The sequence below is a fragment of the Frigoribacterium sp. Leaf186 genome (assembly GCF_001423905.1).
Taxonomy (GTDB): Bacteria; Actinomycetota; Actinomycetes; order Actinomycetales; family Microbacteriaceae; genus Frigoribacterium.
Genome location: NZ_LMPQ01000009.1, coordinates 125,556 through 151,252 on the forward strand (window position 1 = coordinate 125,556; position 25,697 = coordinate 151,252).

Annotated in this window: 26 protein-coding genes; 16 read left to right on the plus strand and 10 right to left on the minus strand. The window is 74.0% G+C overall.

What is annotated here, in order from left to right; translation table 11 throughout:
• Window positions 1-153 precede the first annotated feature (153 nt).
• On the plus strand, window positions 154-1,860 hold the full coding sequence (locus ASG05_RS06655; RefSeq protein ID WP_082486517.1) for a RecQ family ATP-dependent DNA helicase: 1,707 nt from the start codon (window positions 154-156) through the stop codon (window positions 1,858-1,860).
• A gap of 41 nt (window positions 1,861-1,901) precedes the next feature.
• Here the strand turns inward: ASG05_RS06655 and ASG05_RS06660 are convergent, their stop codons facing one another.
• Window positions 1,902-2,594: a triacylglycerol lipase gene (locus ASG05_RS06660; protein ID WP_056259104.1), complete on the minus strand. Its 693-nt coding sequence runs from the start codon at window positions 2,592-2,594 to the stop codon at window positions 1,902-1,904.
• Window positions 2,595-2,632: 38 nt separating this feature from the next.
• Window positions 2,633-3,820, minus strand: coding sequence for a LysM domain-containing protein (locus ASG05_RS06665; RefSeq protein ID WP_056259107.1), 1,188 nt, complete (start codon window positions 3,818-3,820; stop codon window positions 2,633-2,635).
• A 195-nt stretch (window positions 3,821-4,015) separates the two neighbouring features.
• Here ASG05_RS06665 and ASG05_RS16240 point away from each other — a divergent pair, with 195 nt between their 5' ends.
• Window positions 4,016-4,192 carry a CsbD family protein gene (locus ASG05_RS16240; RefSeq protein ID WP_157490110.1) on the plus strand — a complete coding sequence of 59 codons (177 nt, stop codon included), beginning with the start codon at window positions 4,016-4,018 and terminating at the stop codon, window positions 4,190-4,192.
• A gap of 77 nt (window positions 4,193-4,269) precedes the next feature.
• Here the strand turns inward: ASG05_RS16240 and ASG05_RS06670 are convergent, their stop codons facing one another.
• Window positions 4,270-5,514 (minus strand): GAF domain-containing protein, encoded by a 1,245-nt coding sequence (locus tag ASG05_RS06670; protein WP_157490111.1) that lies wholly within the window; start codon window positions 5,512-5,514, stop codon window positions 4,270-4,272.
• A 205-nt stretch (window positions 5,515-5,719) separates the two neighbouring features.
• Here ASG05_RS06670 and ASG05_RS06675 point away from each other — a divergent pair, with 205 nt between their 5' ends.
• The gene (locus ASG05_RS06675) at window positions 5,720-6,412 is read left to right on the plus strand and encodes a DUF4232 domain-containing protein (protein WP_056259120.1); all 693 of its coding nucleotides are present in this window, start codon (window positions 5,720-5,722) and stop codon (window positions 6,410-6,412) included.
• A gap of 110 nt (window positions 6,413-6,522) precedes the next feature.
• On the plus strand, window positions 6,523-7,083 hold the full coding sequence (locus ASG05_RS16580; protein WP_162240635.1) for a hypothetical protein: 561 nt from the start codon (window positions 6,523-6,525) through the stop codon (window positions 7,081-7,083).
• Window positions 7,084-7,158: 75 nt separating this feature from the next.
• Here the strand turns inward: ASG05_RS16580 and ASG05_RS06685 are convergent, their stop codons facing one another.
• Both ASG05_RS06685 and ASG05_RS06690 read right to left on the minus strand, forming a co-directional pair.
• Window positions 7,159-7,497 (minus strand): hypothetical protein, encoded by a 339-nt coding sequence (locus ASG05_RS06685; protein WP_056259126.1) that lies wholly within the window; start codon window positions 7,495-7,497, stop codon window positions 7,159-7,161.
• Entirely contained in the window at window positions 7,494-8,090 is a 597-nt protein-coding gene (locus ASG05_RS06690) for a hypothetical protein (protein ID WP_056259129.1), read from the minus strand. Before ASG05_RS06690 ends, ASG05_RS06685 begins: the two co-directional genes overlap by 4 nt.
• A gap of 91 nt (window positions 8,091-8,181) precedes the next feature.
• Here ASG05_RS06690 and ASG05_RS06695 point away from each other — a divergent pair, with 91 nt between their 5' ends.
• On the plus strand, window positions 8,182-8,883 hold the full coding sequence (locus tag ASG05_RS06695) for an alpha/beta hydrolase (protein ID WP_056259131.1): 702 nt from the start codon (window positions 8,182-8,184) through the stop codon (window positions 8,881-8,883).
• 50 nt (window positions 8,884-8,933) lie between these two features.
• Here ASG05_RS06695 and ASG05_RS06700 read toward each other — a convergent pair whose 3' ends face one another.
• From ASG05_RS06700 to ASG05_RS06715, 4 genes are all read right to left on the minus strand, one after another.
• Complete coding sequence (locus ASG05_RS06700) at window positions 8,934-9,473, minus strand: DUF805 domain-containing protein (protein WP_082486520.1); 540 nt, start codon at window positions 9,471-9,473, stop codon at window positions 8,934-8,936.
• A gap of 195 nt (window positions 9,474-9,668) precedes the next feature.
• Entirely contained in the window at window positions 9,669-11,255 is a 1,587-nt protein-coding gene (locus ASG05_RS06705) for a glycosyltransferase family 2 protein (protein WP_235491428.1), read from the minus strand.
• Window positions 11,252-12,412 carry a glycosyltransferase gene (locus tag ASG05_RS06710; protein WP_056259137.1) on the minus strand — a complete coding sequence of 387 codons (1,161 nt, stop codon included), beginning with the start codon at window positions 12,410-12,412 and terminating at the stop codon, window positions 11,252-11,254. The genes ASG05_RS06705 and ASG05_RS06710 overlap by 4 nt, the downstream gene beginning before the upstream one ends.
• A complete protein-coding gene (locus ASG05_RS06715; RefSeq protein WP_056259142.1) occupies window positions 12,409-13,401 on the minus strand; it encodes a WcbI family polysaccharide biosynthesis putative acetyltransferase in 993 nt (330 codons plus the stop codon). Before ASG05_RS06715 ends, ASG05_RS06710 begins: the two co-directional genes overlap by 4 nt.
• Before the next feature lie 212 nt (window positions 13,402-13,613).
• Between ASG05_RS06715 and ASG05_RS06720 the strand changes: the two genes are divergently transcribed.
• Genes ASG05_RS06720 through ASG05_RS06735 form a run of 4 tightly spaced genes read left to right on the plus strand, consistent with a single transcriptional unit; the run spans window position 13,614 to window position 18,095 of the window.
• The gene (locus ASG05_RS06720) at window positions 13,614-14,810 is read left to right on the plus strand and encodes a glycosyltransferase family 4 protein (RefSeq protein ID WP_056259145.1); all 1,197 of its coding nucleotides are present in this window, start codon (window positions 13,614-13,616) and stop codon (window positions 14,808-14,810) included.
• On the plus strand, window positions 14,807-16,060 hold the full coding sequence (locus tag ASG05_RS06725; protein ID WP_235491429.1) for a glycosyltransferase: 1,254 nt from the start codon (window positions 14,807-14,809) through the stop codon (window positions 16,058-16,060). Before ASG05_RS06720 ends, ASG05_RS06725 begins: the two co-directional genes overlap by 4 nt.
• On the plus strand, window positions 16,057-17,262 hold the full coding sequence (locus tag ASG05_RS06730) for a glycosyltransferase (protein WP_056259148.1): 1,206 nt from the start codon (window positions 16,057-16,059) through the stop codon (window positions 17,260-17,262). Before ASG05_RS06725 ends, ASG05_RS06730 begins: the two co-directional genes overlap by 4 nt.
• An 11-nt stretch (window positions 17,263-17,273) precedes the next feature.
• Window positions 17,274-18,095 (plus strand): glycosyltransferase family 2 protein, encoded by an 822-nt coding sequence (locus ASG05_RS06735; protein WP_235491430.1) that lies wholly within the window; start codon window positions 17,274-17,276, stop codon window positions 18,093-18,095.
• Between the two features lie 37 nt (window positions 18,096-18,132).
• On the opposite strand, the gene ASG05_RS06740 is transcribed toward ASG05_RS06735, so the two are convergent.
• Window positions 18,133-18,417: a hypothetical protein gene (locus ASG05_RS06740; RefSeq protein WP_056259151.1), complete on the minus strand. Its 285-nt coding sequence runs from the start codon at window positions 18,415-18,417 to the stop codon at window positions 18,133-18,135.
• Between the two features lie 155 nt (window positions 18,418-18,572).
• Between ASG05_RS06740 and ASG05_RS06745 the strand changes: the two genes are divergently transcribed.
• The 7 genes from ASG05_RS06745 (at window position 18,573) to kdpC (ending at window position 25,233) form a co-directional block, all read left to right on the plus strand.
• Window positions 18,573-18,902 carry a hypothetical protein gene (locus ASG05_RS06745; RefSeq protein WP_056259154.1) on the plus strand — a complete coding sequence of 110 codons (330 nt, stop codon included), beginning with the start codon at window positions 18,573-18,575 and terminating at the stop codon, window positions 18,900-18,902.
• 113 nt (window positions 18,903-19,015) lie between these two features.
• On the plus strand, window positions 19,016-20,386 hold the full coding sequence (locus ASG05_RS06750) for an LCP family protein (protein ID WP_082486535.1): 1,371 nt from the start codon (window positions 19,016-19,018) through the stop codon (window positions 20,384-20,386).
• A 131-nt stretch (window positions 20,387-20,517) separates the two neighbouring features.
• Window positions 20,518-20,655 (plus strand): hypothetical protein, encoded by a 138-nt coding sequence (locus tag ASG05_RS16250; protein WP_157490114.1) that lies wholly within the window; start codon window positions 20,518-20,520, stop codon window positions 20,653-20,655.
• Entirely contained in the window at window positions 20,652-20,741 is a 90-nt protein-coding gene (gene kdpF, locus ASG05_RS16255; RefSeq protein WP_056259158.1) for a K(+)-transporting ATPase subunit F, read from the plus strand. The genes ASG05_RS16250 and kdpF overlap by 4 nt, the downstream gene beginning before the upstream one ends.
• Window positions 20,741-22,414 (plus strand): potassium-transporting ATPase subunit KdpA, encoded by a 1,674-nt coding sequence (gene kdpA, locus ASG05_RS06760; protein ID WP_056259161.1) that lies wholly within the window; start codon window positions 20,741-20,743, stop codon window positions 22,412-22,414. The genes kdpF and kdpA overlap by 1 nt, the downstream gene beginning before the upstream one ends.
• Before the next feature lie 2 nt (window positions 22,415-22,416).
• Window positions 22,417-24,600, plus strand: coding sequence for a potassium-transporting ATPase subunit KdpB (gene kdpB / locus ASG05_RS06765; RefSeq protein ID WP_056259164.1), 2,184 nt, complete (start codon window positions 22,417-22,419; stop codon window positions 24,598-24,600).
• 27 nt (window positions 24,601-24,627) lie between these two features.
• On the plus strand, window positions 24,628-25,233 hold the full coding sequence (kdpC, locus tag ASG05_RS06770) for a potassium-transporting ATPase subunit KdpC (RefSeq protein WP_056259167.1): 606 nt from the start codon (window positions 24,628-24,630) through the stop codon (window positions 25,231-25,233).
• Window positions 25,234-25,697 lie beyond the last annotated feature (464 nt).

Sequence of the window (25,697 nt, forward strand, 5' to 3'; positions counted from 1 at the left end):
GGCGCCGAGCGGGCCGTCGAGGACCGTCGGGGGTAGGGTCCGGCGCTCGACGGCGCCGGGGTACGCGAGGGCCGGGCATCGCCTGGCAGCGCCGCGCGTGTCGCCCGGCGCGTGCCTGGGATGGACCTCTGCCCCACCAGGACCGAGGACCACATGAGCGCCGCCACGCACCGCACCGCCCGCATCACGCACCGCACCGCCCGCACCGCCCGCCGTGACGAGATCGTCCGTGCCGCCGCCGACCTGTTCGGCTGGGACGACCTGCACCCCGCCCAGCTCGAGGCCCTGGAGGCGGTGGTCGCCGGGCGGGACACCCTGGCGGTCATGCCCACCGGCTTCGGGAAGTCCGCGATCTACCAGGTGGCCGGCGCGGTGCTCGACGGGCCCACCGTCGTCGTGTCGCCGCTCATCGCGTTGCAGGCCGACCAGGTCGCCGGCCTGGTCGGGCGCCCCGACGCCCCGCCCGCCGTCGCGATCAACTCGGGCCACACCGACGCCGAGAACGACGAGGGCTGGCGGCGGCTGGCCGAGGGAGAGGTCACCTACGTGTTCCTCGCCCCCGAACAGCTCGCCCGTGACGAGACCGTCGAGCGACTGGGCGACGCCGGGGTCGCCCTCTTGGTCGTCGACGAGGCGCACTGCGTGTCGTCGTGGGGCCACGACTTCCGGCCCGACTACCTGCACCTCGGCGAGGTCGTCGATCGCCTGGGCGGGCCGACCGTGCTGGCGCTGACCGCGACGGGGTCGGGCCCCGTGCGCGACGAGATCGTCGAGCGGTTGCGGCTCGACGACCCGCTCGTGCTGAGCCACGGCTTCGACCGGCCGAACCTGTCGCTCGAGGTCGTCCGGCACGAGGACGACGACGAGAAGGCCCGCGCGGTCGTCGACCAGGTGGCCGCCCTGACGACCCCGGGCATCGTCTACGTCGCGACGCGCAAGGCGACCGAGGACTACGCCCGCGCCATCGCCGAGCGGTGCCCCGACCGGACGGTCGTCGGCTACCACGGAGGTCAGCGCTCGGCCGAACGGGGCGAGCTGCACGAGCGGTTCCACGCGGGGGAGGTCGACGTGGTCGTCGCGACGAGCGCCTTCGGCATGGGCATCGACAAGCCCGACGTCCGATTCGTCGTGCACGCCGACGTGCCCGACTCGCTCGACTCGTACTACCAGGAGATCGGTCGAGCCGGGCGCGACGGCGACCCGGCCACGGCGACGCTGCACTACCGACCCGAAGACCTGTCGCTGCGGTCGTTCTTCGCCTCGGGCCTGCCGGGGCGGGCCGACCTGCGCGGCGTCTTCACGGCGCTCTCGGCGGCGGGCCGGCCGGTCCGCCGGTCGGAGGTCGCCGACCAGCTCGCGCTCGGGGCCCGGACGGTCTCGCGCCTGATCGACCTGCTGCTCGAGGCGGGGACGCTGACCGAGTCGTCGAAGGGGTTCGAGCCGGTCGACGGATTCGACGCGAAGGCGGCCGCCGAAGCCGCCCGGCGGGTCGCCCAGACCCGGGAGCGCGTCGAGCACTCCCGCATCGAGATGATGCGCACCTTCGCCGAGGCTCCCGGTTGCCGCCGGCACTTCCTGCTCGGCTACTTCGGCGAGGACTCGCCGGAGCGCTGCGGCAACTGCGACGGCTGCCGGGCGGCCGGGCAGGCCGAGGAGGCGCGCGAGGGCGGGCAGGGTGATCGCACCGACACCGCGCCTCCCGCGTTCGCGAACGGGGCCCGCGTCGAGCACGCGACCTGGGGCGCGGGCACGGTGATGAGCACCGACGACGACCGCATGACGGTGTTCTTCGAGAGCGAGGGTTACAAGGTGCTGGCCGTCGCCGACGTGGTCGACCACGAGCTGCTCACGCCGGCCTGACGGCGGCCTGACGGCGGCACGCGGAACGCGGCGGGCCGCCGTCAGGCGGGTTCGTCGGCGGCGGCCAGCACCGTCGCGATCGTTCGGGGGTGGGCCAGCACGCGGAAGTGACCGCCGGCGTGCAGGCGGACGTTGACGGCGCCGGGCAGCTCGCTGCCCTCGGGGATGTGCGGGTCGAACTCGCCGTAGACCGAGGTGATGCGGCCGTTGACCGACTCGTCCCGCCCGAGCAGCACGGTCGTGGCGTCGCGCGGCGAGAAGGCGCGGAGGGCGGGCAGCACCAGCCAGCTGGCGTACCGCGACCCCGAGAAGGGTGAGCAGACGGCGACCATCGACCGCACGCGACGCGTCTCGTCGAGCAGGGCCATGACGTACTTGCCGATCAGGCCGCCCTTGCTGTGGGCGACGATCACGACGTCGGTGAGCCCGTGCCCGACCAGGTAGGCGGCGACGTCGCGGGCCGTGGCCTCGACGGGGCGGCTGTTCCAGCGGAGGTCGTCGAGCACGTGGACCGGGTGGCCCTCGGCGTTCAGCCGTTCGATCATCGGTCGGAGGAAGGCCCAGGTCTCCCAGACGCCGGGGATCACGAGCACCGGCCGCCCGTCGCCGCCGAGGTAGCGCTCGGGATCGCGGGGGCTCGTCACGGCACGGATCTGCCAGACGGCGGCGTAGGCGTAGTCCTCGAGCCACCAGACGGCGTGACGGACGATGCGTCGGGGGTCGATCCAGGGCATCCCCCGACCCTAGGCGTCGGGACCGGCGGCGTGCCGGGTCAGACGCTGTCGGGGTCGAGCACGAGGGTCGTGCCCTCGAACAGGTGTTGTTCGTCGTCGATGACCTGCAACCCTTGGTTCAGGTAGAGCAGGGCCGAGACCGAGACGCCGAAGCGCTGGGCGACGACGTCGATGAGGTCGCCGGGCGCCACGGTGTAGCGCTTGGGCGCCCCGCTCGCCGTCGTCGCCTCGAGCGTCCCGGTGGCGAACGCCGTCGCGCCGGAGTCCACCGGCGCGATGTTCGTCTGACGGGCCGGCACCGACCAGGCGACGGGCGCGACCGCGAGGACCTTGCCGGTCGCGAGCTCGACCGGGACGTCCGAGGAGGTGCTGGTCGAGTACACGACGAGGGTCGAGAGGTACGAGGGCTGGCTGACCGCGCCGAAGCTGCCCGACGCCGACGTCGGAGCGGCGGTGGGGCCGTCGATGCCGACGCCCCCGTCGCCGCCGTAGGTGACGCCGTCACCCACCGACGGGGCGATCTCGAAGAACGCGGCGGTCACCGGGACGGGCAGGCTGGACGTGGCGTTCGTCAGCTCGGCCGAGTAGGTGTCGTCGCCGACGGCCACGACCCGGTAGTGGAAGTGGACGCTGCCCTTGGGCGACGCGACGTCGGCCTCGGCGACCACCGTGCCGGCGGCGACCGGCGTGACGAACGGCGCGGGCACGGACGCGTCCTGCGGCGGCGGGGTGGCGGCCCGGGGCGAGGGCGACGACGAGGCGGTCGGCAGCGGGGAGGGCGACGGCGACGCGCTCGCGGTGGGCGAGGAGGTGCGGGCGACCGTGGTCGGGCGGGGTGCCTCGGTGGGGGCTCCGGCGGCGAACGGGGTCGAACCGGTCGTGAAGAGGACGGCGCTCACGACGACGGAGACGAGGGCCGCGCCCGCGACGACGCCTCCGACGATCGCGAGGCGTCGGCGCCCGGAGCGGGGTGCGGGGTCGTCGTCACCGACGCCCTCGACCGGGGCCGATCCCGCTGCGGGGACGTCGGCGTCGCGGTGCGACCAGGCGACGAACCGGGGCCCGGTGCCGGTGCTGGTGCCGGTGCCGGTGCCGGTGTCGGGGCTGGTGCCGGTGCTCGGCTCGGAGGCCGTCGTCGAGCCCTCGGCCGACGGGGGTGGAGCGAACAGCTCGTGCCCGGGCGTCAGGCCCTCGTCGTCGTCCGCCCCTGGTGTGTGCCGTGCCATGGTGCCCCCTCCGCGACGATCCTAGGGGGCGCCGTCGGCCGGGTCGAGATCGGTCGGTCTCGACCCCGTCGGCCGGGGCACGTCGAGGGGGCGTGACCCGGAACAGCCTGTGAACGTCGGACCCGGCGCGGCCGGGCGGCCTACCGTGTGCCAGGTACCGGGGCTCACCGGTCGTCCACAACCAGGAGGTACGGCATGTCCGTCGGAGACAAGGCAAAAGATTTCGTCCAGAAGGCCGCCGGCAAGGCCGAAGAGGCCGTCGGCAAGCGCACGGACGACGAGGAGCTCATCAAGCAGGGCCACAAGGACCAGCGCATGAGCGAAGAGCGTCTCGAGACCGAGAAGGCCAAGGACGACCTCGGCAAGAACTGACCTCAGCGTCGGCTCGCGCCGACCCGACGAAGGGCCCGGCATCCACGGATGCCGGGCCCTTCGACGTTCCGCCGCGGTCACCCGTCGTCGCGCCGCCGGTCCTGACCGTCGACCTGACGACCGTCGTCCGACTCGTGCCGGAACAGGTGCCGTTGCACCGAGAGGGCGAGGGCCCTCAGGGCCGTGGCGTCCGCGGTCGAGAAGCGCCGCGCCTCCTGGTCCATGACGCACAGGGCGCCGACGCGCTGACCGTCCGGCGACTCGATGGGGTAGCCGGCGTAGAACCGGATGCCGGGCTGGTCGACGACGACGGAGTAGTCGGCGTACCGCGGGTCGAGCGTGGCGTCCTCGATCACCAGGTGGCCGGTGTGCCGGATCGTGGTGTCGCAGAACGACTCGGAACGGGGCACGACGAGAGGCTCGGCCCCCGCCACCGACCGCATCACCTGGGTGTCGCTGCGGACCAGGGTCACCGCCGCGAGGGTGGTGCCGAACAACCGACGAGCCCGCTCGGTCAGGTCGTCGAGCTCGGGGTCGTCGTCGGCGCCGAGGCGTCGTTCGAGTCTCTCGAGCGTGCGCTGCCGAGCGGGCTCGTCCAGGGGCACGGTCTTCACGCCGAGCGCTCGGGCCGGGTCGAGCGTCCTGCTGATGCGCACGGCGATCGGGGCGGCCCAGCGGGCGTAGACGGGGGCGCTCTCGTCCTCGAACGCCTGGCCTTCGGCCTCGGGCACGAACACCATCGAGGAGCGGTCGGCGACGAGGTGCCTGGTCGCCGCGTTCAGTCGGACGGCGTTGCGGTCGACGACGCGGCCGAGCCTCGCGGGGAAGTGTGGGTTCGACCCGAACGACGGCACGGCGAGGACGAACGTGGTCGTCGCCGCCGGCGCGCGGCCGGCGACGTCGTCCAGCAGGGTGGACAGGTCGTCACGCCACGAGTCGACGTCGATCAGATGGAGTGCCTCGTTGGCCCCGAACGACAGGACGACGGCGTCGAAGCGGGCGAGGTCGACGCCGGCGAGGGCCTCCGGGGCCTGACGGGCGGTCATCCGGCCGTCGACGACGATGTCCACGTCGGTCGCCCGACCCGTCAGGGCCGTCAGGCTGCGGGCGAGGTGGCCGGGGAGCCCCAGCTCGTGCGTCCGCACGCCTCGGCCCGTGGCCGCCCCGTCACCGACGATCAGCACCCGGTCGGGGTCGGTGCCCGGTGCGTGCAGGTGGGGCGAGTCGGTCGCCACGACATGGCGTTCCCACGAGTGCGGACTCGTGCTGAGCCACGCCCGGATGAGCGGGCGCGCGACGACGTGGGTGGCGGGGTGGAGCAAGCGGGCCTCGCCTCGACGGGGGACGTGCCGACACGAGGACGGCCTGGAGAACCCTCGTCACGCGCTCGACGATGCTGGCCCGGTCCGACCGAGCGTAGGCACCCGTCGAGCTCGGCGGCCACTGCTCGGTGGGGGCTTGACAAGGCGACTTCCGACGAATCGTGCAGTCTGTGCACAATCGGGTGGGCCGTGATTCGGTGGAGGCATGAACCGTTCGATCCGACCACTGGCCACCGCGGCCGCCCTCGCCGCATCCCTCGTCGTCGTGCTCTCGAGTTGCTCGTCGCCGGGTGACGCGGAGTCGACGACCACGCCCACCGTGACCGTCACGGCGTCGCCCTCGGGCGGTGCCTCGGGCGGCGCCTCGGCGCCTGCGAGCACGCCCTCGCCGACGGCGACCGCGGGCCCGGACGGCGCGTCCGGCGGCGGGGGCGACCTCGGCGACGGGTCCACGGGCGAGGCGTCGTCACGCTGCACGGTGGGCGAGCTCACCGCCGAGATCGCCGACGGGGGAGGAGGCGCGGCCGGCAGCTACGGCGTCGCCATCATCCTGACGAACAGCGGGCAGCGCTCGTGCACCCTGCAGGGCTGGCCGGGCGTCTCGTTCGTCGGCGACGGCGACGGGACGCAGATCGGCGCCTCGGCCGCCCTCGACCGGTCGACCCCGCACGAGAGCCACACCCTCGCCCCCGGCGACGAGGTGCAGACGATCGTGCAGATCGCCCAGGCCGCCAACTACCCGGCCGAGGAGTGCTCGCCCCAGGCGACCGACGGGTTCCGCGTCTACCCGCCCGGGTCGCTCGAGTCGATCTTCGTGGGCGCCTCGGGCTCCAGCTTCGACGCCTGCTCGAACGCCGCCGTGCAGCAGATGACGGTCAGCGCGCTCGCCACCTTCTGACCGGCGCGGTCGGTCGGGCACCCGCACGGCCGCGCATGTCGCCGTCCTTGCCACCGTCCCGACGCTGTCGGCAATTCCGGGCTGGTGCTGCGGCGGGGCGTCGAGATCGCGTGGGACGGCCCCGGCCGCGGCAGGAGCCAGGAATTGCCCGCTCGGCGGTGGGACGCGAGGGGACGCGTGGAGTTCGGCGTGTGCCGTGCGGTGCGTGGACCTCCAGATCGCGGCTGGGCTGCGGGGTCAGCTCGGCGAGGTGCTCGGCGGCGGGTGCCGAGGGCGAGGCGAACACCGGGGTCGACCCTGGCATCGGCATCGGCATCGGCATCGGCATCGGCGTAGGCGTAGGCGTCGGCATCGGCATCGGCATCGGCATCGGCATCGGCTCCGACCCCGACATCGGCGTCGGTGTCGGCAAATCCGGGCTGGTGCTTCGGCGGGGCGTCGAGATCGGCGTGGGAAGGCCCCGGGCGCGGCAGGAGCCAGGAATTGCCCGCAGGGGTCAGGGGCAAGGGCGGGTCGAGGGGGCGGGTGCCGGGCACCGGGTGGTGCTGCCGGGCGAGTCGGTGGTCCAGGGCGGCACGACCATGCGGCGTGGTGGCACCGAGGCGGCGGATCGTGAGCTCGGCACTCGGGCCTGGACGGCGATCAGCACGCTGCTCGCGGCGGCTCGCTGACCTGCGCCCCCGACGAGTTGCGGTCGCTCTGCGTGCGGGGGATGTCGCCCGCGCGCTGATCCGGTACGTACCGGATCAGGCAGGGCTCAGGGCGTTCAGCCGGACGACGAAAGCCTCGAACCGGACCGGGTCGGTGCGGCTGCTGAGGGGCTCGCCGAACCACGTCGTCCAGACCGCGTCGACCTCGGCGGCGGTGATCGCGCCGGACCCCACGAGCCGACTGACCATCGGGACCGCCTCGAGTTCGTACTCGTCCCACGGGGCGCCGTCCTCGGTGCCGGGCTCGAGGCCGTAGGGGTCTAGGGCGTTAAGCTCGTTTAGTACACGGTCGACGAGGTCCCGCCAGGCCTGGCTGCGGCGGGGGGCGCCGGGGTTCGCGTCTCGGGGACGGCGGAATCCCGGGAAGGCGCTCACCGCGCCTCCGGACGGCTCGACTCGTCGAGCGCGCGCAGCAGCGCCTCACCGTCGCGCACGTCGACGAAGGTCATCGGCAGGGGGGCCATGACCCCGTCGAGACCCGTGTTGGTCAGACCGCGCTGACGGGCGCCGAACGGGGTGTTGCCGGTGGTCGAGTCGGTCCAGTCGACGCTCACGTGGGTGCGGTCGCGAGACCACGAGACCTGCTGGTTCTGCTGCTTCGCGGGTGCCTGGTGGACGGTCGAGCCGACGACCAGGAACGACCGCTGGTCGGTGACCGCGTAACCCGTCCTGGTCTTCCGCGAGCGCTTCAGCAGGAACCGGCCGACGACGAAGAAGAGGCCGATCGCGACGAAGACGCCGCCGAACAGGACGAAGAACACCGGGGCGCCCTCGCGGAGCACCGAGACCTCCCAGAAGATCGCGAACCCGCACCAGAGCAGGCTGAACGGCACGAGGAAGAGGTCGTTCCGGCCGAACGTCACGGCCTCGTCCGGCCCACCCGACCAGAGGAGGCGCTCACCGGGGCGCAGCTCGGGCTGCACGAGGGCGCGGCGGTCGTCTGGCTGGCGGGCGTCGGGAGCGCTCATGGTCCAGAAACTACCGTGGCGCGCCCGCCGGCGTCACCGCGGTCGTAGTGTCAGGGCTCCACCCCCGTCAGCCCCTCGAGAGGCGGCACCCATGGAACTCGTCTTCGTCCACGGCGCACTGGTGCGGGACGGCGACTGGTGGTGGCACCGCGCGGCCGAGCTGCTGCTCGGCCGGACGGGCGTCCGCAGCCGAGCCGTCGCCTTGCCGTCGTGCGGCGAGGGGCCGGACGCCGCGCCGTCGGCCGGTCTCGTCGAGGACGCCCTCGCCCTGCGTCGCGTGCTCGACGACGTCGACGCGGCCGTCGTGGTCGGTCACTCCTACGGAGGGACGGTCGTCGCCGAGGCGGGTGCGCACCCCGCCGTGCGGCACCTGGCGTTCGTGTCGTCGTACCTGCCCGAGCTCGGCGACTCGCAGGGAGCGGTGATGAGCGGCGAGAGCGACCCGGTCGCCGTGGCCGACGCCGGCGACGGGACCCTGGGCGTCAGCGGCTACGACGAGGCGTCGTTCGGCAGGAGGTTCCTCCACGACGCCGACGAGGCCACCCGCGCCGAGGCGTGGCGCCGCGTGACCCGCCAGGGCGTCGGAGCCTTCGTCACCCCGACGAGCGCCGTCGGCTGGCAGGGGGTCGACTCCACCTACCTCGTGTGCACCGACGACCGCAGCACGTCGGTCGGCTTGCAGCGCCACCACGCGGCGAAGGCCACCCGGTCGGTCGACCTGCCGACCGGGCACCACCCGTTCCTCTCGCGGCCCGACCTCGTCGTCGACCAGGTCGAGGCGCTGCTCGCCTGAGTCGCCGGGCGGGGTGACCGGGGCCGTCGGGCCGTCAGGTTGTCAGGCCGTCAGCTCGTCGGTCGGTCGAAGCGAGCACCGCGCGGCTTCGGTCCGAGCAGCGACAGGATGAAGATGACGAAACCGCCGAGGTAGGGCACGAGGTTGATGAGCAGCAGCCACCCGCTGAGGTCGACGTCGTGCAGTCGACGGACGCCGATCGAGAGGAACGGCACGAACGTCCCGAAGAACAAGAGGGCGAGCACGATGCCGAACGGGATGAACCCGGGCCCCGGGTTCAGGGTGCCGTCGACGTCGGTGGTGCTGCCGGGGTAGCCCGCGGCGAAACCGATGATGCTGAGGGCGAGGAACAGGACGCCGTTCGCCAGGACCACCCACCAGTACTCGCTGCGGCTCGCCCTGCCCGAGAAGTCGGCGTACTTCTTGAAGAACCGCTTGACCGCGTCGACCGGTCCCGCGCCGTACAGCGGGGCCCAGAGGGGGACGGCCCCGCCCGAGCCGTAGGGCGGAGGCGTCGGCTGCCCGTCCGGCTGCCCGTACGGCGGCACCGCCCCGCCCTGCTGGTCCGCCCCGTCGTTCCGATCGGTCATGAGATCCCCCTCGTCCGTGCCGCCAACCGCGACACCGTCACCCTATCGACGTGCTGCGGCCCCGCCCCCTTCGGCGACGATCGAGTGGTCCCGGATCGTGCTTCGTCGGTCATCGAGGGACGATACGGGACCACTCGACGCCAGACGGGTGGCGGATGCTGCGACGCGGCGCCGGGTGCGGCCGGCGCCGAGGGGTCAGCCCCAGCCGCCGAGGTAGGCGGCGACGCTCGGCTCGCCCACCACGGGGGTCAGCCAGTCCACGGAGGCGCGGTGCGAGACGAACGCGACGCCCGCTCCCCAGCGTCGGGCGCGCAGGCGGGCCCGACGCGACTCGACCGTCGCGAGCACGCGGCCCGACGGGCCGAGCAGCTCGATCGTGCCGAGCGACCCCACGCCGACGGCGTCGGTCGCCGACCGCAGGTCGCCCGCGACGTCGTCCCCGAGCCCGACCGCCGCGGCCAGGGCCTCGGCGCGGGCGTCGTCGGAGGCCCCGGCGTCGACCGGGGGCAGCACCCGCACGGGCCCGTCGACCGTCACGACCACCCGGGCGTCGGCGAGTGCGGCAGCGGCGGCGTCCGTCGACCGGCCGAGCACCCGCCCGTCCGCCTCGAACACGGCCGCGACCTCGTCCGGCACCACGACCGTCACGTCCGGTGCCGACGCCAGCACGCTGTCCACCGCCACGAACGCAGCCCCGGCCGAGATGGGCGCCCCAGCGGCGACCAGCTCGACGCACACGTCGACGGCTATGCTGCGCACCCCGAACCCGCGCGAGCCGCGCACCGCGATGAGGTCGGCGAGGCGCAGGGTCTCACCGTTCTTCTCGGCCTGGCGCCGCGCCTCCTCGGCCTCACGAGCGATGCGCTCGGCCCCCGAGGGAGCGCCGGCGGCACCGGCCGAACCGGCACCCGCCCCGCGCCCCGCCCAGTCGGGCCCGTCGTGCCACGCCACCGCACCGGGAACGTGAGCGAACACGGCACCGGCGAGCCAGGCCCGGTGGGCCCACTCCCAGTCCTCGCCGCCGTAGCTCGTGAACGACTCGTCGAAGCCGCCGACCTCGTCGAAGAACCACCGCGTGCAGCAGGTGACGGCCCCGATCAGGTGGCGGTACGAGCGGTCGTCCGCGTGCAGCAGGTCGGCCGACCAGCCGTAGGCCTGCTGCAGCCAGCGCGGCTGCTCGAGTTCGTGCGCGGGCCCGGCCACCTCGACCGGCTCGGAGACCGGCACCGGCACCGACCCCGACCCCGGCCCCGACCCCGACCCCGACCCCGACCCCGCCCCGGCGACGCCACCGCCCAGCACCCCCGCGAAGTCCGCGTGCTTCCGCTGCCCGACCGTGACGGCCTCGGGCGCGAGCGCGGGCAGTCGGGTCAGGCGCAGCACGTAGTCCGGTTCGGGAGACGTGTCGGCGTCGACGAAGCAGAGCACCGACCCCGACGACGCGGCGACCCCGACGTTGCGGGCGGCCGAGAGCCGGAACCCGCGGTCCTCCTGCACGATCAACCGCACCCCGTCGGGCACGGTGGGTGCGGTCGGCGACCCGTCGTCGACGACGATCACCTCGAGCCGCTCGGCCGGGTAGCTCTGGCGGGCGAGCGCGGCCAGCGTCCGGTCGAGCTCGGCCTGCTGCCGGTAGTGCACGACGATCACCGACACCAGCGGCGGCAGCTCGGGCCACACGCCGTCGAGGGCGTCCCACGAGTTGCCGACCACGAACCGCCCGCCCGCAGGAGGCGCGGTGCCGGTCACCCCGGAAGCCGACGACCCGGCGTCGCGGCTCACCAGCGCACCCCGTCGGTCCACCAGGCCGCGTACGCGTCGGCGACCTCGTCGAGCCCGGGCAGGGTGTCGGCGTCGTCGTCGAGCCAGGTCGACGCCGGGTCGGCCAGGGCCGCCGCGATCGCCGCCGCGAGTCCGCCCTCGGGGTAGAGGGTGAGCGTGCCCGGCCTCAGCGTCGCCATCTCGCGGGAGTACCGCGTGTCGGGCACGAGCGGGCGCCGCCCGGCCGCGATCCAGGTCGCGATCGACCCGGAGGCCGACACGTGCTGGTGCGCCGCCACGGGCACCGACGCCCGTCGGGCACGGTCGAGCAGGGTCGCGTCGTCGAGGTAGCCCGTCGCGCCGAAGGGCACGCCGAGGGCCGCGGCCTCGTCGACGAGCTGCTGCAGTTCGGCCTCGTGACCCGGGGAGGCGCGGCCGAGCGCCACGACGCCGGTCACGTCCGCGTCCGGTCGCGTCGTCGCGCCGTCCGTCCGGTCGGCCCCCGCGCCGGGTCGCCCGGCCGCGAGTCCGGCCACGGCCGCGACGACCTCGGCGTGCCCCTTGCCCGGGTAGAAGAACCCGATGACGGCGACGTCACCGTCCGGTTCGGGCCGCCCGTCCGGCAGCGGGTGCCGGTCGACGGGCAGGGGGATCACCTCGACCGGGCCCTCGAAGCCGACCCGCTCGCGCAGCAGGGCGCGCTCGTGCTCGCTGTTCACGACGACGCCCCGGGCGACGGCGACCACGCGGGCGTAGGCCTCGCCGCGCCTCCGGAGGTTGCGCTCGCCGTCGGACGGCTGCGGCAGGTCGTGCAGGGTCACGGTGAGGGCGGTGCCGTCGGCCAGGTGCTCGACGACGTCGGCCGCGGCCGCGGGCGACGGGCCCCAGAGGCGGTCGGTGAACTGCAGGTGGGCCCGCGGCACGACGACGTCGGGTGCCGGGTCGACGAGGGGCTCCGGGGCGTCGAGCAGGTCCGGGGCGTCGAGCAGGTCGGCCACGTCGAGCGCGAGGTGACGGCCGCTCCGAGCCTCGACCGTCGCGGCGATCTGGGCCGCGTAGACCGCGACGCCGTGCTGGGGGTCGTGGTGGGTCACGACGACGGGCAGCTCGGCGAGGTCGAGGGTGGCCGCCGCGCCGTCCGCCGCCTCCGAGCGGGCCGAGTCGCGGGCCGCGCTCACGCCGCACCCCAGAGGGCGAACGTGTCGGCGTGCCGGGCCAGGGCGGCCTCGACCGCGTCCGGGTGCTCGGCGTACCAGGCGAGGTGCGCCCGCCGGACCTCGTCGGCGTCGACGCGCTCGCCGCCGACGACCCAGTGGTCGGTCGGCTCGTCGTCGAGGCCCCAGGCGTCGATCACGGCCTGCTCGCGAGGGGCGTGGACGCTCGAGAGCACCGGCCGACCCGGGTCGACGACGTGCTCCGGCAGGCCGAGCCGCTGCCGCACCCTCGACGCGAGGGCCGTCCAGACCGGGTTGCCCGGGTGGTTCAGGGTGCGCATCTGGTCGAAGCGCGGCGTGCCCGGCCCGTCGCCACCGGGCCCGTCGCCACCCCGTCCGTCGCCGCCCCGGCCGTCGGCACCCGACCCGACCTCGAACAGGTCCGACGCGACGATCGTGTCGTGGGCCGCCTCACGCTTCCGCAGCTCGGCCAGGGAGAGCTCGGCGACCGAGCGCACGACGGCCGGGGTCAGGGCGTCGGCGGCGAACGGCCGACCCGCGGCCTCGGAGATCAGTCGGACGTCGTGGTACTCGACCACCGGCGGAACGAGCGAGACGTCGCTCGGCGGACGGACGATGACGTGCGCGGGGTAGAGGCCCGCGAACCGGACGACGGGCACCCGGACGACCCGCGCCTCCCGGGGCAGCACCGCGGCCAGCTGGGCCGTGCCGAGCGGCAGGCCGTGGTAGTCGTCGCGCACCGGCTGCGAGACGAGCAGACCGGCCCGGCCGAGCCACCGGCGCAGCTGCGGCAGGTCGGTGGCCGTCAGCTCGTGGACCGGGGGCATCCGGACCGTCGTGAGCCCCGCCCCGTCGAGGAAGATCCGCAGCGACTCGGCCTGGCAGTTGCCCACCACGAGGGCGATGGCGCCGTCGCCCTCGGGCTCGCTCAGACCGTAGAAGTCGCCGTAGTGGCGGGTGCGTCCGTCGGGTTCGGTTCGCTGTTCGGACATGGTTCCCTCCGGCCCGGACTCGGAACGGACAAAGGGGGTCGCGCGGGCCTATGTTGAGTCAACAGCGACTTCCCCGGTCGCGTCATCCTTTCCCGCCGCCAGCCCCGGCACATCCCACCCGCATCGCCGCGGGTGCTCGTCGTCACTCCGGTCCAGGCATCGCGCGCCGGTCCGGCCACGGCGGGCGATCCGATCACGCCGAGGAGGCTCCGATGACCCATGACGCCCCGATCCACGCCGCGCCGATCCGGGTCGCCTCCGTTCCCGCCGGGCACCCCTACGTCCGCTCGTTGCTCGACCCGGCCGAGGCCACGGCCCGGGTCGTGCACCTCGCCGACCCGCTGCCCGACCCCGCCGAGCCCGCCCGCTGGTGGCCGCCCGTGATGCTCGACGCCGCCTGGTTGCGGGCGCACGCCGACGAGGTCGACCTGCTGCACGTCCACTTCGGCACGGAGTCGTACCCGACCGAGCACCTCGTCGCCGTCGTCGAGGCCCTTCGCGAGCTGCGCCTGCCGCTCGTGTACACGGTGCACGACCTGACCAACCCGCAGCTCGTCGACCAGGCGCCCCACCTCGAGCACCTCGACGTGCTGATCCCCGCCGCCGACGAACTGATCACCCTGACCGACCCGGCCGCCGACGAGGTCGAGGCCCGCTGGGGTCGCCGACCGACCGTCATCGCCCACCCGGCCATCGTCGACCCCGGGGTCGACGGGGGCCGCGATGCCGAGCTGCCGGTCGGCACGCCGGGCGACGCGATCGTCGTCGGAGTCCACCTGCGCGACCTGCGACCGAACGTCGCGGGCGACGAGACCGTCCGCACCCTGCTCGCGGCGGTCGCGGCCCTGCGGGCCACGGGCGCCCCCGTGGAGGCGCGGGTCGACCTGAACGAGCGGGTGCGCGACCCCGAACAGGCGGCTCGCGTGCGCGAGCTCGTCCGTGCCGCGGGCCCTGCGGCGACCCTCGCCGAGCACCCCCGCCTGGACGACGCCGCACTCGAGCGCTCGCTCGCCGACCTCGACGTCTCGGTGCTGCCGTACCGCCACGGCACGCACTCAGGCTGGGTCGAGCTCTGCTGGGACCTCGCCGTCCCGGTCGCCGCGCCCCGTGTCGGCCACGCCGCCGCGCAGCACCCCGAAGTCGGGGCGACCGCCTCGTTCGACCTCGACGACCCCGCCTCGCTCGCGGCCGCCGTCATCGCCCTGGTCAGCCCGCACGCCGTCGACGAGACCGCCGACGCCCACGACGACCCGGCCCGCGTACCGGCCTCGCGCCGCGGCACGGAGCACCGGGCCGACCTGCAGCGACGCCACCGACGGCTGCGTCGCCAGCAGCGGCACGACGTGGCGGCCGCGCACCTCGCGGTGTACGAGCGCGCCCTCGCGACGGTCGCGGCGGTGACGGCGTGATCCGCGCCTCCCGCCCCCTGCGCATCGTCGTGGTGGCACCGCTGCGCTACCCGATCCGCGAGCCGTTCGCCGGCGGCCTCGAGTCGAGCGTCCACCACCAGGTGCGCACCCTGCGCGAGCGCGGGCACCGCGTCACGTTGATCGCGACCGAGGGCTCCGACCACCTCGACCAGAGCCCGCCCGAGTTCGTGCTGCCCGCCGTGGTCTTCGACGACCCGGCCGAGGCCACCGACACGACCTACCCCGCGGGCTACCTCGAGCGCGCGCTGCCGGCCCTCGAGCGGGCCCTGCAGCACGTCGCCGACCACGCCGACGACTACGACCTGGTCGACAACCACAGCCTGCACGGCGTCCCGCTCGCCCGGGCCGGCAGCCTCGGCGTGCCGATGGTCAGCACCCTGCACACGCCGACCCTGCCCGACATGCTCGTCGGGCACCGCTCGTCCGACGCGCCGCGCAGCCGCTTCGTCGCCGTCAGTGGCCACACCGCCGCGGCCTGGGCAGCCGAGGGCGTCGAGGCGACCGTGCTGCCCAACGGCGTCGACACCGACCGCTGGGGCCTCGGCCCGGGCGGCGACGACCTCGTCTGGTCGGGGCGCATCGTGCCCGAGAAGGGCCTGCACCTCGCCCTCGAGGTCGCTCGTCGTGCGGGGCGCCGCCTCGTGATCGCGGGTCGCATCGGCGACGTCGACTACTTCGAGACCGAGGTCGCACCGCACCTCGGCGTCACCGCCCACTACGTCGGCGAGCTGCGCCAGCCCGAGCTGGCGGCCCTCGTCGGCCACAGCGGCTGCGCCCTCGTCACGCCCGTGTGGGAGGAACCCTTCGGCCTCGTCATCGCGGAGGCGCTGGTCACCGGCACGCCGGTCGTCTCGTTCGCCGTCGGCGGAGTCCCCGAGGTCGTGGCGGGCTCGCTCGGGGCCGCCCTCGTCCCCGCCGGCGACCTCGCCGGCATGGCCCGCGCCGCCGACGACCTCCTCCGCCGCGTCGGGACGGACGCCGCCGCCCGCCTCACGGTGCGACAGGACGCCGTCGACCGCTTCTCGCTGCGGGCCCGCGCCGCCGTGCTCGAGGGGTTGTACTCCGACGTCGTCGCGTCGGACCCGCGGACGCCCGGCGCCGGGGCACGGGCCGGGGCGACGACCGACGCGACGGTCGTCGGGGGCCGGCACCGCGCCTCCTCGTCCCTCGCCGGCGGCCTGTCCGCCGTCAGGCCGGTCGGGTCGGGGCGACGTGCGGTGACGGCGTGACCGCGCGCCCGCTCGTCGGCTGGTACGTGCACCACCACGGTGCCGGGCACCGCACCCGCTTCTCGGCCGTCCGACCGCAGCTCGACGCCGACGTCGTCGTGTTCAGCTCGCTGGCGGCCCCGGCGGACCTGCCGGACGACACCACCTGGGTCGAGCTCGAGCGGGACGACACCGCGACCACGGGCGCCGACGGGGTGGTCCGTCACCCCGCCGACGCCTCGCCGACCGTGGGCGGCCTGCTGCACTGGGCACCCGTCGCGCACCCCGGGCACACCGCCCGCCTCGGCCGCATCGCCGCCGCCGTGGCCGGAGCCGCCGCCGACGGCCGACCCTTCGACGCGATGGTCGTCGACGTCTCGGTCGAGGTGACGGTGTTCGCCCGCCTGCTCGGCGTCGAGGTCGTCGTCGTCTCGCAGCCGGGCGACCGGACCGACGAGCCGCACCGGCTGGCCTACGACGCCGCCTCACGCGTGATCGCGCCATGGCCCGCCGGCACGCACGACTCGTCCGCCCTCGACCGCGTCGCCCCGAAGGTGCGCTGGGTGGGCGGCATCTCGCGACAGGACGGGCGTCTGGCGGCCGCAGACGTGCCTGCCGCCGCAGGCGCGCCTGCCGCCGCCGCGGGCCCGTCGTCGACGGTCGTGCCCGGCAGCGTGCTGTTCGTCGGTGGTGCCGGCGGCACCGACCACGACGACCTCGCCGCGTCGCTCGCCCGGGCGGCCCGCGCCACCCCCGGCACCACGTGGACGACCCTGGGGGTCGACCGTTGGGTCGACGACCCCTGGGCCGAGATGGCGACGGCCGAGGTGATCGTGACCTGGGCCGGTCAGAACACCGTCGCCGACCTGGCCGCCCTCGGTGCCCGGGCCGTCGTCGTGCCGCAGACCCGACCGTTCGACGAGCAGCTCACGACCGCTAGCGCACTCGACCGGGCGGGGCTCGCCGTCGTGGCGACCTCGTGGCCCGCCGACGACGAGTGGCCGGCCCTGATCGACCGTGCCCGTGGGCTTCGCCCCGACTGGTCGGCCTGGCAGGTCGAGGGCGCGGCCGCCCGCGCGGCGGCGGTCGTCGCCGAGGTCGCCGGCCGTGGTGTCGGACATGATGTCGGCCCTGGTTCCGCCCGACCGGCCGGGCATCGCGTCGCGCAGGACCCGTCCGCCGCACAGCCCACGCCCACCACCCTGACCGGAGCCCTCTCGTGACCGTCGTCGTCGTGACCCTCGCCTCGGCCACGCGCATGAAGCACGTCGCGAACCAGATCCGCTTCGTCCGTCGGGTCGCCCCCGACGCCGGCCACGTGGTGGTCTGGCTCGACGAGACCCCGGCCCCCGACGTCCCGGCACTCGCCGGGGTCACCACCCTGCACGTGCCGCCCGGGCCCGACGGACTCCGCCTCGCCGCCGGCCGCAACCGCGGAGCCGACACCGCCATCGGCCGCGGCGCGACCCTGCTGGTCTTCCTCGACGCCGACTGCGTGCCGGGCGACGACCTGTTCCGCCACTACGAGCGCGCCGCCGACGAGCACCCCGGCGCGCTGCTGAGCGGACCCGTCACCTACCTGCCCGAGGGCTTCATGCTCGGCGCGGGTGAGGGCCTCGACGAGGCGACGTCTCCGCACGCGGCGCGACCCGCGCCTCCCGCGGGCTCGACGGTCGTGGCAGGGGCAGCGGACTACCCGCTGTTCTGGTCGCTCTCGTTCGCGGTCACGCCCGCGACCTGGGCGCGACTCGGCGGCTTCGACGAGCGCTACGAGGGGTACGGCGGCGAGGACACCGACTTCGCCTTCACCGCCCGGTCGCTCGACGTGCCGCTCGTCTGGGTCGGCGGCGCCCACGCGTACCACCAGCACCACCCGACCTCGTCACCGCCGTGGCGGCACCTGCCCGACGTCGTCCGCAACGGGGGTCTGTTCGCCGAGCGGTGGGGCGAGTGGCCCATGGGCGGCTGGCTCGAGGCGTTCGAGCGCGAGGGCGCCGTGCGCCGCACCGACGACGGGGGCTGGGCCCTCGTCGACGGCCCGGGCGTCCCGAGCTGACCCGCCCGGGCCGCCCAGACCGGCCGCGCGGCCTGCGTCAGTCGAGCTTGCCCTGGTCCGACGACTTCTTGCGGGCGATCGCGTCGCGCTCGGCGGCGAGGGACGCGACGGTCACCGGGTCGAGGGCGTCGTAGTCGACGAAGGGGTCGGGCTGGCCCGTCTTGTCGGCGACGACAGCCGAGTACGCCGACACGGCGAGGCGCAGCTTGGCGGTGGCCCGCCCGGCGCGTTTGCTCGACAGGGGTTTCTCCTGCATGACCTTGCGGTGGTGGTCGAGCGCCTCGACGAGGTCGCGGTGGGCCGTCTTGAGCTTTTTCGCCATGCGACGATCATGCCCACCCGACGCCGTTCTGCCAACACGACCTCGGCGCCGGGGGACCGACCGGGGTACGACCGGCGCGTGGGGACGAGACGTGACCGGGGTGCTTTCACAGCGGGCGGCCACACTGCCGTAACCTCGCGGCGGGACCATCAGGCATGATCTCGCTGACCGGAGTGATCCGCCCCACCGCCGAGGTGGCCGTGCTGCACGTCGTCGAGCAGAAGCTCCGGCGGCACTTCCCGGCGCTCAGCGCCGCCTCCGAGGTGCTCGTGCTGCAGGCCTGGGGCCTGCCCGTGCGGGTCACCGAGCAGCTCGCCCGACTGCGCCTCGACGTCGTCGTGGGCGACCGGTCCGAGGCCGACACCTTCCGCGACACGGTCGGCGCCGAGCTGCGGGGCTGGTCGGGGGCCGGTTCGCTCCGCGTCGACTGGACCGAGGACGTCCTCCCCGCGGTCGCACCCGTCACGCTCGGCGAGACCGGCTGAGCGGGCCTGACCGGGGTCGCCGTCGACGCGACCTCGGGGTCCTCCCGACCCGCGCCTCCTAGGATGCTCGACGACGGGGGCCGCTCGAGCCCCCGCCCACCGAGGGAGTGACGATGGCGGACGACGCACGACGAGGCCCCGCGCCCGACGAGTCCGCCGACGACGGAGGCGCGGTGCGTGCCGGCGGCATCGCCCGCCACGGTCGCCTGCGTCGTGGGCACCCCGTGGCCTTCGCCGCGAAGGTGACGGCGGCGGCCCTGGCCGTCGTGCTGGTGAGCACCACCTCGGTCGCGGCCATCGCGACCTGGCAGGTGCTGCAGACCGCCGCGCCGACCGTGTCGCTGACGGCGCCCGACGGGTCGACGGCGACCCCCGTGCCGCAGCTGACGGCGCAGACCGGTGAGGTCAACCTGCTGCTCATCGCCACCGACACCCGCGAGGGTCAGGGCGTCGGCTTCGACGACCCGGCCAACCTGGAGGCCAGCAGCGGGGTCGGCAACAACGACGCGAACCTGCTCGTGCACATCTCGGAGGACCACACCAACATGGCGGTGGTGAGCTTCCCCCGCGACATGATCGTGCCGATCCCCGAGTGCCAGGGCGACGACGGCAGCGTGACCCCTGCGACCGACGGGGCGCCTCTCAACGAGGCGCTGAGGCGCGGCGGCGAGCAGAACGGCCTCTCGTGCGTCGCGCGGACCATCTCGGACCTCACCGGCGTTCAGGTCGACTACGCCGGCGCCATCAAGTTCGACGGGGTGGTCGCCATGGCCGACGCGGTGGGCGGCGTGGACGTGTGCCTCGCCACGCCGATCCAGGACGACGACGTCGTGCCGGCGCTCGACCTCGAGGCGGGCGTCGTCAACCTGACCGGTGCCGAGGCCGGCTCCTTCTTGCGGTCGCGGCACGGGGTCGGTGACGCCAGCGACCTGGGGCGGATCAGCAACCAGCAGACCTTCCTGTCGGCGTTGGCACGGCAGACCGTGTCGGCGGGCACCCTGACCGACCCGACGAAGGTGCTGGCGATCGCCCGGGTCGCGTTCGCCAACATGACCCTCAGCGACACGCTGGCCGACGCGGCGACGTTGGCCAAGCTGGGGCTCGCCGTCAACACGGTCGGGCTCTCGAACATGGTGTTCGTGCAGTACCCCGCGCTGGACGCCCCCTGGAACCCCAACAAGGTGATCCCCGACGAGGGCCCGGCGGCCGTGCTGAACGACGCCCTGCAGCGCAACCTGCCCTTGACGCTGTCGGCCGACAGCCTGGGGCGCTCGGCCGTGCTCGACCCCGACGCGCCGGCCCCCTCGACCCCGAGCAGCCCGTCGGCGACGCCGACCGACGCGCCGGCGGCAGCCCCCACGACGCCGACGGACGCCGCGTCCGGTGACGCGGCGCCCGCGACGCCGGCCCCGAGCGCGGCCGCCCTGCCCGACAGCGTGACGGGCCAGTCGGCCGACCAGGTCACCTGCGCCAAGCGCGACTGAGGGCCGACGCCGCTCGACGACCTCCGTGGCACCCCGTGTGGTGTCCGTGAGGATCGGCGCGATGGGCGTGAGGAAGTCGTGAGGAGCGTCGGCAGGGCACCCGCCGAGGTGTCTACTGACTCGCTGTGCCCGTGACGGGCACCGAGCCGCGAGGCTCGCCGATCGTCCTCTCTCTTGGAGTCGTAGTGCTCGACATCGTGTACGTGCTCGCCGTCATCGCTGTGTTCGCAGTGGTGTCCCTCGTGGCGAAGGGGGTCGAGAAGCTGTGATCGTCTTCAGCATCGGGGCCGCCGTCCTCGCCGTGGCCGCCCTGGCGTACCTCGTGTACGCCCTCGTGAAGCCCGAGAAGTTCTGATGGACGCGGTGTTCGGCGTCCTCCAGATCCTCACCGTCGTCGTCGTCCTGGTGGCGCTCTACCGACCCGTCGGCGACCACATGGCGAACGTGTTCACCACGACGAGGGACCTCCGCGTCGAGCGGGGCTTCTACCGCCTCGTCGGCGTGGACCCGGCCTCCGAGCAGACCTGGCAGGCCTACCTCCGGGGCGTCCTGGCGTTCTCGTTCGTCGGCGTCCTGTTCGTGTACGCGATCCAGCGCCTCCAGGCGTTCCTGCCGTACTCGCTGGGCTTCCCCGCCGTCCCCGAGGGGCTCTCGTTCAACACGGCGGCCTCCTTCGTCACGAACACCAACTGGCAGTCGTACTCGCCGGACGTGACCCTCGGGTACACGGTGCAGCTCGGCGGCCTCGCCGTGCAGAACTTCGTCTCGGCGGCCGTGGGCATCGTCGTGGCCGTCGCCCTGATCCGAGGGCTCGCCCGGGCGAAGACGGGGACGCTCGGCAACTTCTGGGTCGACCTGACCCGCACGCTCGTGCGCCTGCTGCTGCCCCTGGCCGTCGTCGCGGCGGTCGTGCTCGTCGCGGGCGGCGTCGTGCAGAACTTCGCCGGCTTCACCGACGTCACGACCCTGACCGGGGGCACCGCGACGATCCCCGGCGGGCCGGTCGCGTCGCAGGAGGCCGTCAAGATGCTGGGCACCAACGGTGGCGGCTTCTTCAACGCCAACAGCGCGCACCCGTTCGAGAACCCCACGCCCTGGACGAGCCTGCTGCAGATCCTCCTGATGCTCGTCATCCCCTTCTCGCTGCCGCGCACCTTCGGCCGCATGGTCGGCTCGACGAAGCAGGGCGTCGCGATCGCGGCCGTCATGGCCACGATCTTCGCGGTCTCCCTGTCCGCCCTCACGTGGGCCGAGCTCCGGGGTGCCGGCACGGCACCCCAGCTCGCCGGCGGCGCGATGGAAGGCAAGGAGGCGCGGTTCGGCATCTGGGGATCGACCCTGTTCGGTTCGACCTCGACCCTCACCTCGACCGGCGCCGTCAACTCGATGCACGACTCGTACACGGCGCTCGGCGGCATGATGCCGATGATCAACATGATGCTCGGCGAGATCGCCCCCGGCGGCGTCGGCTCGGGCCTCTACGGCATGCTCGTCCTGGCGGTCATCACGGTGTTCATCGCCGGCCTGCTCGTCGGCCGCACGCCCGAGTACCTCGGCAAGAAGATCGGGCCGCGCGAGATCAAGCTCGCGAGCCTGTACATCCTCGTCACGCCGACGCTCGTCCTGGCCGGCACCGCCCTCAGCTTCGCGATCCCCGCGGTGCGCGCCGACGTCGAGGGCACGTCGATCTGGAACCCGGGCCTGCACGGCTTCAGCGAGGTGCTCTACGCGTTCACGTCGGCGTCGAACAACAACGGGTCGGCCTTCGCGGGGCTGACGGCGAACACTCCCTGGTTCAACACCGCCCTCGGCGTCGCGATGCTGCTCGGCCGGTTCGTGCCGATCGTGCTCGTGCTCGCCCTCGCCGGCTCGTTCGCCGCCCAGGCCGCGGTGCCCGCCACCGCCGGCACCCTCCCCACCCACCGGCCGCAGTTCGTCGGCCTCCTCACCGGCGTCTCCGTGATCATCACGGCGCTGACCTACTTCCCCGTCCTCGCACTGGGACCGCTCGCCGAAGGGCTGCAGTGACCATGTCCACCACCTCCGACTCGTCGACCACCGACTCACCGACCACCGACACGCCGCCCGCCGAGCGCGGGGGCGACCAGGCCGCCACGAACCGGGGAGGCGCGTTCAGCGCAGCCCAGCTCGTCGCTGCCCTGCCCGGCGCCCTGCGCAAGCTCGACCCGCGCGAGATGTGGCACAACCCCGTCATGTTCATCGTCGAGGTGGGCGCCGCCTACACGACGGTCCTCGCGATCGCCGGCCTCTTCACCGGTCCCCAGACCTCGGGCGGGTCGCCGGTCCCCGGCTCCTTCACCTGGGCCATCGCGATCTGGCTCTGGCTCACCGTCGTCTTCGCGAACCTCGCCGAGTCCGTCGCCGAGGGGCGGGGCAAGGCCCAGGCCGAGACCCTCAAGGCGACCCGTACCAGCACCACGGCCCGGCGCGTGGCGTCGTACGACGCGACCTCCGACGCGGGGGCCGAGCGCGCCTCCCTGGAGTCCGTCTCGTCGGCCGACCTGACGCTCGGCGACACGGTCGTCGTGACCGCGGGCGAGCTGGTCCCGGGCGACGGCGACATCGTCTGGGGCATCGCCAGCGTCGACGAGTCGGCGATCACCGGCGAGTCCGCTCCGGTCATCCGCGAGTCCGGCGGCGACCGCAGCGCGGTCACCGGCGGCACCCGCGTGCTGTCCGACCGGGTCGTGGTCCGCATCACGAGCAAGCCCGGCGAGACCTTCGTCGACCGGATGATCCGCCTCGTCGAGGGCGCTTCCCGGCAGAAGACCCCGAACGAGATCGCGCTGAACATCCTGCTCGCGAGCTTGTCGATCGTCTTCGTCGTCGTGACCCTGACGCTGAACCCGATCGCCGCCTACAGCGACGCGTCCGTCAGCATCCCGGTGCTCATCGCCCTGCTCGTCTGCCTGATCCCGACCACCATCGGCGCCCTGCTGAGCGCGATCGGCATCGCGGGCATGGATCGCCTCGTGCAGCGCAACGTGCTCGCCATGTCGGGGCGCGCGGTCGAGGCCGCGGGCGACGTGACGACGCTGCTGCTCGACAAGACCGGCACCATCACCTACGGCAACCGGCAGGCCGCCGAGTTCACGCCCCTCGACGGCGTCGCACGGGCCGAGCTCGTCGACGCCGCCGCGCGGTCGTCGCTCGCCGACCCGACGCCCGAGGGCAAGTCCATCGTCGACCTCGCGCTGACCACGGGGTGGCACGACGCGGACGGTCAGCCCGGCGTCATCGTCCCCTTCACGGCCCAGACCCGCATGTCGGGGCTCGACCTGCCCGACGGCACACAGATCCGCAAGGGCGCCGGCGCCTCGATCATCTCGTGGGTCGAGCAGGACCGCCGCCTCGCCTCGAGCGAGCACGACGAGCTGCAGGCCCGCATCGACGAGATCTCGAACGCCGGCGGGACGCCCCTCGTGGTCGCGACGAAGACGACGGCGGCCGAGGCTCGCGTGCTCGGCGTGGTGTATCTCAAGGACGTCGTCAAGACCGGCCTCCGTGAACGGTTCGCCGAGCTGCGCTCGATGGGCATCCGCACGGTGATGGTCACCGGTGACAACCCGCTGACCGCGAAGGCGATCGCCGCCGAGGCCGGCGTCGACGACTACCTCGCCGAGGCCACGCCCGAGGACAAGCTCGCGCTCATCCGTCGCGAACAAGAAGGAGGCGCGCTCGTCGCGATGACCGGCGACGGCACCAACGACGCGCCGGCGCTCGCCCAGGCCGACGTGGGCGTCGCCATGAACACGGGCACCTCGGCCGCGAAGGAGGCCGGCAACATGGTCGACCTCGACAGCGACCCGACCAAGCTGATCGACATCGTCCGCATCGGCAAGCAGCTGCTCATCACCCGCGGGGCGCTGACGACCTTCTCGATCGCGAACGACATCGCGAAGTACTTCGCGATCATCCCGGCGATGTTCGCCGGGGTGTTCCCGGGGCTCGGGGTGCTGAACCTGATGCAACTGAGCTCGCCGGCGTCGGCGATCCTCTCGGCGATCGTCTTCAACGCGCTCGTCATCGTCGTGCTCATCCCGTTGGCCCTGCGGGGCGTGCGGTACCGGGCGGCATCGGCGTCGTCGATCCTGTCGCGCAACCTCCTCGTCTACGGACTCGGCGGCGTCGTCGCCCCGTTCGTCGGCATCAAGATCATCGACCTCGTCGTCAGCGTCATCCCCGGCTTCTAGCCGGCGACCGGAACCGAGAAAGAGACCATGAACACACGCACCCTCCTCCGCCAGTACGGCGTCGCCCTCCGCGCGATGCTCGTCTTCACCGTCGTCCTCGGCGTGGCCTACACGGCCGTCGTCACGGGCGTCGGGCAACTCGTCCTCGGCGGGAAGGCCGACGGCTCCGCCCTCCGCGTCGACGGAGAGACCGTGGGCTCGTCCCTCATCGGGCAGTCCTTCACCGACGCCGACGGGGCGGCCCTGCCCCAGTGGTTCCAGTCACGGCCCTCCGCGGCAGGCGACGGCTACGACGCCTCGGCGTCGAGCGGCAGCAACCTCGGCCCCGAGAACGAGGACCTCGTCGCCGCGATCGACGAGCGCCGCGCCGCGATCGCCGCGAGCGACGGCGTCGACCCGGAGGACGTCCCCGTCGACGCGCTCACGGCGTCCGCCTCGGGCCTCGACCCGCACATCAGCCCCGAGTACGCCCGCATCCAGGTCGAGCGCGTCGCCACGGCTCGCGACCTGCCGGTCGCAGACGTCGAGGCCCTCGTCGAGGAGCACACCCAGGGCCGGGACCTCGGCTACCTGGGAGAGCCCACCGTGAACGTCCTCGAGCTGAACGCGGCCCTGGCCGAGACGGGACGCTGAGGCCGGCGGGTGTGCCCGGGGTGCCGGCTGCCCGGCGGCCCGGGGGCGGGCTGGCCGGCGGCCGGCGGCCCGGCGGCCCGGTGGCCCGGCTGCTCGGGCCGAAGTCCGCGATGAACCCGGTTTCGAACGATGAACCCAGAAGGAACGGGGTGGATGGTTCGAAACCGGGTTCATGGCTGGCCGGGGCGCGGAGCGTGGGGCGCGGGGCGCGGGTGCGGGGTGCTGCATGGCCGGGTGCCGGGTGCCGGGTGCCGGGTGCCGGGTGGCGTGCGTGATCCGGTACGTACCGGATCTGCTGCCGGTCGGGCGTGGTGCTCGCCGAGAACCCCGTTCGCGAAGATGAACCCCGTTTTGTCGGGGTTCGTCTTCGTGAACGGGGTTCGGGGCGTCGAGTCGCCCCGGGGGACGGGAAAACCCCGCCTCGTGCGGGGGCACGAGGCGGGGTCCACCGGGATCGCCGACCC